The organism is Zhongshania sp., assembly GCF_041623545.1.
GTDB lineage: Bacteria > Pseudomonadota > Gammaproteobacteria > Pseudomonadales > Spongiibacteraceae > Spongiibacter.
Window position 1 is genome coordinate 1 of record NZ_JBFJWS010000155.1, and the last position, 7,361, is coordinate 7,361.

Genomic DNA, 7,361 nt, shown 5'->3' on the forward strand with positions numbered 1-7,361 from the left:
GGCACAAAGGGCTCATCGGCAACAAATGGCTCTGGCGGTTTGTAACAGGCATTGGTGTAAGACCAAATCTTACCGCTGCGGCTTAGCTCGACTTCGCTAAACTCGCTGCTGTCGCAGGCCGGGTTTTTGCAAAACTTCAGTGTTTTAGGAAAGTAGTAGGTCCCGCAGTGGTCACAGCAGGCGCCGATTAAATGTGGGGTGTCCGCGTTCAGAGTGAACCAGCCATCAATTGCGGCTTGCACGGGTTTATTGCTCATGGTTTGTCTCCACCGGGTGGATGATTTATAACGTATGTAAAGCTGACGATTCGGCAGTTATTTGGTCAATATAACACAGGAATCATCGCAAGTTCACGGCGTCGGGACTATCGTCTAAATGGCCGAGACCGCGATACTTAGCGCTGGGGCCAAGGTACAAAGCATATGACCGCAATTGTCACTCCAGTGAGTGAATTTGCAATTGTCGGCACAGGGCTAATGCTTATGATTGCCTTTATAACTATGAAAGCCATACGCGGCGATTAAAGGGGCCAGTAATGAAAGTTGAATTTACCGCAGCGCAAGATGCCCTGCGCAAAGAGTTGCGCAGCTATTTTGAGCAATTAATGACCCCAGAGTTAAGTGCCGAGTGCGATGAAGCCATGGGCGAGGGCGGAGGCCCCCTGTGGCGAGAAGCCCTGCGTCAAATGGGTAAAGATGGCTGGATTGGGGTGGGCTGGCCTAAGGAGTTGGGCGGCCGGGGAATGAGCCCGATCGAGCAATTTATCTTTGTAGAAGAAATTATGCGGGTGGGTTACCCCTTTCCGTTTTTAACCACCGAATCCGTGGGGCCGCAATTAGCTGAATACGGTAATGAAAGCCAAAAGCGCGATATTGTGCCCAAGATATTGGCTGGTGAGTGCCTGATTGCCATTGGTTATTCCGAGCCGGGCGCTGGCACCGATTTGGCGAGTTTGAAAACCACGGCCGTAAAAGACGGTGATGAATGGGTGATAAACGGCCAAAAAATGTGGACCAGCTTGGCTCACTTTTGTGATTACGTGTGGCTTGCTTGCCGTACTGATCCCGATGCGGCCAAACCGCATAAAGGCATTTCCATGTTTATGGTGCCCACCAGTGATCCAGGCTGGAGTTGCAGCCCCGTGGTGACCCTGGGCGGCGTTCGCACCAACGCGACCTTTTACGACAATATCCGAGTGCCAGCCGATGCCATGGTCGGTGAACTCAATGGCGGTTGGAAGTTAATTACCAGCCAGCTTAATCGCGAGCGTCTGAGCCTAGTCAACTTTGGCCCCACCGCTGAAATGTTTAATAACGTGGTGCGCTGGGCCCAGAAAATGGACATGCCTGCCGGCGGCAAATTAATTGATGAGCCCTGGGTGCAGATCAATTTAGCCAAGGTGCGTGCCGGTGTCGAAGCCCTGAAACTGGTGTGTTACAAGCAAGCATGGGCAATGAGTGAAGGTAAGCTTGAAATGGCCGATGCCTCGGCGGCCAAGGTCTATGGCTCTGAGTTCTTTATCGAGGTCTATCGTCTGCTTGGTGAAATCATTGGCCAAGCCAGCTTGGTTAACCGTAAAACTGAGGGCGCAAATGCCATGGCGTCGCGCATTGAGCGACTGTATCGCACCGCCTCAATTATCACCTTTGGTGGCGGCACTAACGAAATTCAGCGCGATATTATTTCTGCCGCGGGCTTGTGGATGCCCCGCGCGTCACGCTAGTTGCCAATTAATTAGGAGCGAATCATGGATTTTGGATTTTCGGAACAGCAGCGTGACGTACAAACCTTGGCGCGCCAAATACTGAGCGACAATGTCAGCCCAGAGAGTTTGGCGCAGTACGATGTCTATCAAGCGGACCGTTTTGATCGTGAGCTTTGGGCTAAGGTGGCCGAAGCGGGTTTGTTGGGCGTGGCCGTGGGTGAAGAATACGGCGGTATGGACTTTGGCTTTTTTGAACTGGCGCTGCTTGTTGAAGAAGCGGGGCGCAGTATTGCGCCGCTACCGCTGATTAGTCATTTGGTTTCGGCTGCGCTGCCAATTCAACAGTTCGGCAGTGCCGAACAGCGCCAGCGCTGGCTGCCGGGGGTGGTTAGCGGGGAAACCTTGTTAAGCGCGGCCCTCACCGAGCCCTATAACGAAGATCCCACCCAGCCGCTGTTAACGACGGCGGTGGCCGACGGTGCAGGTCTGCGGCTTAGTGGTGATAAAACGGCAGTGCCTTTTGCGCATCTTGCCGACCGGATTGTGGTGTCGGCCAAAATGGGTGACGGCGTGGCGGTGGTCTTACTCGACCCCAAGGCCGCTGGCGTTAGCCTGACGCCGATGCAAGTTACCACCTATGAACCACAATTTGCCTTGAGTTTGGATAATGTCAGCATTGCCGCTGAGGATATTTTGGCGGGGCCGGAAAGTGGCCGAGCGCTGATGCAGTGGCTTAGCGAGCGGACTGCCGCTGCGCTGTGTGCTCATCAGTTGGGCGCGAGTGATAAAGCCATGCGCATGACCGCTTCGTATACGGCCGAGCGCAAGCAGTTCGGGGTATTAATCTCAACCTTCCAAGCCGTTGGTCACCGCGCCGCAAATTGCTTTATCGACGTGGAGTGCCTGCGATTAAACACCTATCAAGCGGTGAGCCGTTTAGACGGTGGCTTGGATGCCACGAATGAAGTGCATATCGCCAAGATATGGGCTGGCGATGTTGGCCATAGAGTGAGCTATGCCGCCCAGCATTTACACGGCGGTACTGGCATTGATCGAGATTACCCCCTATGGCGTTACTGCACTTGGCTGCGTTATAACGAGATGACCTTGGGTAGTTCAGCCAAGACCCTTGCCAATCTTGGCAAGCGCATTGCGGCGGGCGAGGCTTTTTGTCGCTAGCAGCCGCTTGATCCTGGCTATGTTTTACGGAAACCGCCGCTTTTGTGGCGGTTTTTGCATTTAGTCGCAATAAAACGCCTAGCGATGCGTCGGCTCGCGAATCATGGCCTAGAATCGAAGATGTTATTCCGCTAACACAGTGGTAGCATCGAGCTCTAAGCTAAAATAACGAGGCGATAATAATGAAGTGCACTACCGTGCTTAAAAATGCTGTTTTGCTTGCTGTATTAACGGGCTCAATAGCAAACTCGTTTGCTATTGAGAGTGGTGATATTGAGAGCCGAGTTGGTTTTGTCGACGAGAGTACTGGTGCCAAGGTTGAAGCTATTGAACGCGGCGAACAATCTGGCGAGTATCGAGTGCTAATCTCTATTCCGGGCAAGGGCGATTCAGCGCCAATTGAAATCGAAGAGGTTCTGGTCAGTGCGCCAACGGTCACGCCTGATCTTGAAGATATAGCCCCACCGACGCGCTATGAATTTGTGAAAGATTACAGTGCCGACCGTTACGGTCTGTATATTTATATTGGTAAGAACAAAGACTGGCCGTTTCGCATTTACTTCAAAGACCACGATAGTGAAATATTGAACCAGCGTTGATACCTGTTGCTAATACGATTGCCGGCATGACGATGCTTTGTCATACCGGCACAGTCTACTCATCAGTCACTCTGATACCGAAAGTCGAGATGGAAGCTTGGTGCCGACGGCAGTGCTGCTGAAACATAGTTACCGGGCAGGCTAGGCTGATCCAGAATCAATACTGACTCTTCTTCCCCTGTTAAATTCTTGCCGTTTAGTATGACTGACCACGAGCCGTCATCTGCTTTTAGGCCGATGCGGGCGTTGATCTTCGTTGTCGCTTGCTGAGTGGCAACGGGATCATTATCGGTGTCGATGAAGTGCTCGCCTTGATACACGGCATCGGCGCCGAGTAAGAGGTTAATGCCGCTATTAAATAGTGGGATATTCAAGCTGGAATACAGGCTGCCACTGACTTTTGGTGCATACGCCAATGATTCACCAGATAAGTCTTGGAAGGCTGGCGAATTTGCGCCGCCTTTTGGTCCAGTTCGCTCGTTAAAGCAAGAGTCGTCGCCACTGCCTGCATCGGAACCGGCAACAGCGGGAGCGCACAAGTACTCAATATATTCTGCGTTCACAATGCCCGCACTGCCGCCAATGGTCAGGTATTCAAGCGGTGGTAACCAGAAAAAATCAAACTCAAAGCCGCTGGTTTTCGCGTCGGCAGCATTGGTGACAAAAATAGAGCGGCCGTCAAAGTTTCTTACTTGCAGGTCTTGATACTCCGTATGGAATACCGCGCCGTTTAGCATGAAAGAGCCGCCAAGCCACTTACTCTTAAAGCCGGCTTCGTATGCTTGCGCTGTTTCGGGGCGGAAGGTGAGATTGTCGTCTGAGAAAACCCCAGCCGCAAAACCGCCACTTTTAAATCCTTCGGTGGTGGTTGCAAATAAAGTTAGCTCATCTGTTGGCTGCCAAGTTAAGGTGAACTTCGGCGTGAAGTCATTATCTTCGGCATCCATAACAACGTCGAAGTTTTCCTGCCCCGTGGTCACGGGCCCTGCGCCGGGCAATCCGCGGCGGCCAGAGACAATACGACCTGTTCGCGAGTCTTCTCCGTAACGCAAGCCGATAATGGCCGATACCGTGTCGGTGAGCGTCCAGTCAAATTGCATAAAATAAGCGACACTGCTGCTTTCTGCGTCGGTAAACGCAAATAGCGTTTCTGCTTGGCCGTCATCTTCTATGTCGGGGATCGCAATGCCTTCAATGTAGACGCCTTCTAAAAAGGAGAAGTCTGACGCGGGGTCATAAAAGCCGCCTGCCGCGGCATAGGATGCAAATCCGGCACCGTTGGTCTGGCTTATTGATGTGCCGTATTCGGATGTTGAGGCAAATACCCCAGCGATAAAATCGATATCTTGGCCTATACCAAAGAGGCTAGGAAATACGCCACCGGTTCGCCACTCAACCATGTATTGTTCGTAGTAGTTCGGCTTTTCGGTGCCAAAGTCGATGAAATCGATGGGTGAAAAATCGCCGTCAATTGCATACGGTGCCGTCATTTCTGACCAGCCAACAATGACATTGGTATTGAGTGATTCAAAAAATGATACGGCACCGAAATCTTTCGAATACTTGGCGCTAGCCGATACGGTGTCGCGATCAGAGAAGGTATGCGTGTTCATTGACGTGGTGCCATTGAACTCGTTTGTTTCAACATCAGGATCTTTTTTGCGGAATTCTGCCAGCGACTTCTCGCTCGCTTGTTTTAGCTGCGTTATTAAACCAAGTTCGCGATGGCGGGACGCCCAAGCATTGAATAATAGATCTGAGCTATCGTTAATAAACCACTTTATTTTAATTCGCGCTGAGCCATCTTCAATATCGTTTTGTTCGCCACGGGCGGTATTGAAAACATGGCTATCACGTTGGCGTACGCGCAGGGATATACGCGCAGCCAATACGTCCTCGACTAAAGTCAGTGAGGAGGCACCTTCAAACAAGGCTTCGGCAATATCTGCGGTGCCTACGCTGACATAATGCGAGCCACTGAAGTCTGGGTCGCGAGTCGTGAAATTGAATACGCCAGCGATGGTGTTTTTGCCGAACAGGGTTCCCTGGGGGCCGCGGAGCACTTCAAGGCGCTCAAGGTCAAAATTGGCGTCATTGATGTACGTTGATCGACCATAAAACACGTCGTCAATTGACAAGCCGACTGAGGGCTCTAGGCCGCGACCTAGGGGCGGTGTGCCGAAGCCGCGAATCGTTAGAACAGCGGAATGGCCCAGCGCATTGTTAAACTTCACATTTGGGGTGTATTGAACTAGTTCGCCAACATCGAGGCTGGCTAGATCGCTGATGAAATCGCGATCGAAGCTGGAGACAGATACGGGAACGTCCTGAAGGCTTTCCGTTTTTTTCTGGGCCGTAACAAAGACTTCCTCAATTATCCTGGATTTGCTTTGGTCAGCGGTATTTGACCCCGTAGCGGCGAGTACACCTGAGCTAAATATTGTCGCGCTCACTACCGCGCCTAGCCGATTAATTTTTATCATACCCTACCTTTCTCGAATACTGAGTTACGGCGTACTCGCGTAACTGGACATTATTGTTAGACGTCATCATTCTTTGCTGCTCAGTTTTATCAAAATTGAGCTAATGGATCGGCGTTAACCAGTCTCTGCGGTAAAGGCTTCTCGGTATGACGATGTTTTAGCCATAGGAGTAGCCTTTTAGCGCAGTACTAGCTGATAACTTATTGCCATTCATAGCGCAGATTTAGGTTCCACGTAGGTTCAAAGGGCAGGGCGGCCGCGACATAATTGCCCGGCAGACTTGCTTGATCCAATACCAGTACCGACTCTTCTTCGCCGGTAATGTTTTTGCCGTTAAGGATAATAGACCATGTGTTGTCATCGGATTTTAGGCCAATGCGCATATTGATTTTAGTCGTTGCCTCTTGCGTGGCAACAGGGTCGTTATCGGTATCAATAAAATGCTCGCCTTGATAGACAAGGTCGACACCAAGCAATAAATTTACACCGCTTTGTGAAATCGGCATTTGCAGATTGCTGTATAGACTGCCGCTGGCTTCCGGTGCAAAGGAGAGGGGCTCACCGGATAAGTCCTGAAAGGACGGTGCTAATATCGTGGTTGTCGGGTCATTTGATTGGTCATAGCAAGATGGGTCGCCAGAGCCAGATGGCGTTCCGGCTATTGCCGGCGCGCACAAATAATCGATATATTCTGCTTGCACAAAGCCTGCACTGCCGCCAATCGAAAGATAAGGTATTGGCGGTAGCCAGAAAAAGTCGAATTCAACTCCGGTAGTCTGGGCATTGGCAGCGTTCTTTACAAATATTGAGCGGCCATCGAAATTACGTACTTGCAAGTCGGAGTACTCCGTGTGGAATACTGCGCCATTTAACATTAAGGAACCGCCGAAAAGTTTACTTTTGACACCTATTTCGAAAGCATCTGCTTTTTCGGGTTCAAAGGTGAGGTTGTCGTTATTAAATACCCCCGCAGCAAAACCGCCGCTCTTAAAGCCTTGGGTCGCGGTGGCGAACAGTGTTAATTCTTCAGTTGCCTCCCATGTTAGGGTTAGCTTAGGCGTAAAATCGTAGCCACTTTGCTCGATGATCTCATCAAAGTTTTCCTGACCGGTAACCACCGGTGCAGCGACAGTGGTCGCAGAGCGGCCGGCACTAATGCGGCCTTTTCGCTGATCTTCGCCGTAGCGTAAACCGATGATTGCGGTAACAGTCTCCGTAAGCAGCCAATCGAACTGTGCGAAATAAGCGACGCTTTGAGAGTCAACTTCGGTTGAAGCGAAAATGGTTTCACCGCGTCCGTCATCGGACGGATTCACATTCGTCGGTAAAGGTATAACGAGACTGGGCGCGGGATCGAAGAATGCACCCGCGCGGGTATAATCGACAATCCCTGTA

At 51.1% G+C, this 7,361-nt stretch carries 6 protein-coding genes; 3 read left to right on the forward strand and 3 right to left on the reverse strand.

What is annotated here, in order from left to right; all coding sequences use genetic code 11:
• The coding region (locus ABYT30_RS12930; protein ID WP_373096848.1) for a Zn-ribbon domain-containing OB-fold protein at window positions 1-257 on the reverse strand (257 nt) is incomplete at its 3' end.
• A gap of 278 nt (window positions 258-535) precedes the next feature.
• On the opposite strand from ABYT30_RS12930, the gene ABYT30_RS12935 reads away from it, so the two are divergent.
• The 3 genes from ABYT30_RS12935 (at window position 536) to ABYT30_RS12945 (ending at window position 3,483) form a co-directional block, all read left to right on the forward strand.
• Complete coding sequence (locus ABYT30_RS12935; protein WP_373083115.1) at window positions 536-1,723, forward strand: acyl-CoA dehydrogenase family protein; 1,188 nt, start codon at window positions 536-538, stop codon at window positions 1,721-1,723.
• Window positions 1,724-1,747: 24 nt separating this feature from the next.
• On the forward strand, window positions 1,748-2,884 hold the full coding sequence (locus tag ABYT30_RS12940) for an acyl-CoA dehydrogenase family protein (RefSeq protein WP_373096851.1): 1,137 nt from the start codon (window positions 1,748-1,750) through the stop codon (window positions 2,882-2,884).
• 182 nt (window positions 2,885-3,066) lie between these two features.
• Window positions 3,067-3,483 (forward strand): hypothetical protein, encoded by a 417-nt coding sequence (locus ABYT30_RS12945; protein ID WP_373083119.1) that lies wholly within the window; start codon window positions 3,067-3,069, stop codon window positions 3,481-3,483.
• A 62-nt stretch (window positions 3,484-3,545) separates the two neighbouring features.
• Here ABYT30_RS12945 and ABYT30_RS12950 read toward each other — a convergent pair whose 3' ends face one another.
• Both ABYT30_RS12950 and ABYT30_RS12955 read right to left on the reverse strand, forming a co-directional pair.
• Window positions 3,546-5,966, reverse strand: coding sequence for a TonB-dependent receptor (locus tag ABYT30_RS12950; RefSeq protein WP_373096853.1), 2,421 nt, complete (start codon window positions 5,964-5,966; stop codon window positions 3,546-3,548).
• Between the two features lie 200 nt (window positions 5,967-6,166).
• Window positions 6,167-7,361: TonB-dependent receptor (locus ABYT30_RS12955; protein WP_373096854.1), on the reverse strand; the 1,195-nt coding region annotated here is incomplete at its 5' end.

Excerpts from the sequence above, each read along its gene's own strand:
- ABYT30_RS12940 (WP_373096851.1), top strand. The coding sequence starts at position 1,748 with ATGGATTTTGGATTTTCGGAACAGCAGCGTGACGTACAAACCTTGGCG.
- ABYT30_RS12935 (WP_373083115.1), top strand. The coding sequence starts at position 536 with ATGAAAGTTGAATTTACCGCAGCGCAAGATGCCCTGCGCAAAGAGTTG.
- ABYT30_RS12945 (WP_373083119.1), top strand. The coding sequence starts at position 3,067 with ATGAAGTGCACTACCGTGCTTAAAAATGCTGTTTTGCTTGCTGTATTA.
- ABYT30_RS12950 (WP_373096853.1), bottom strand. The coding sequence starts at position 5,966 with ATGATAAAAATTAATCGGCTAGGCGCGGTAGTGAGCGCGACAATATTT.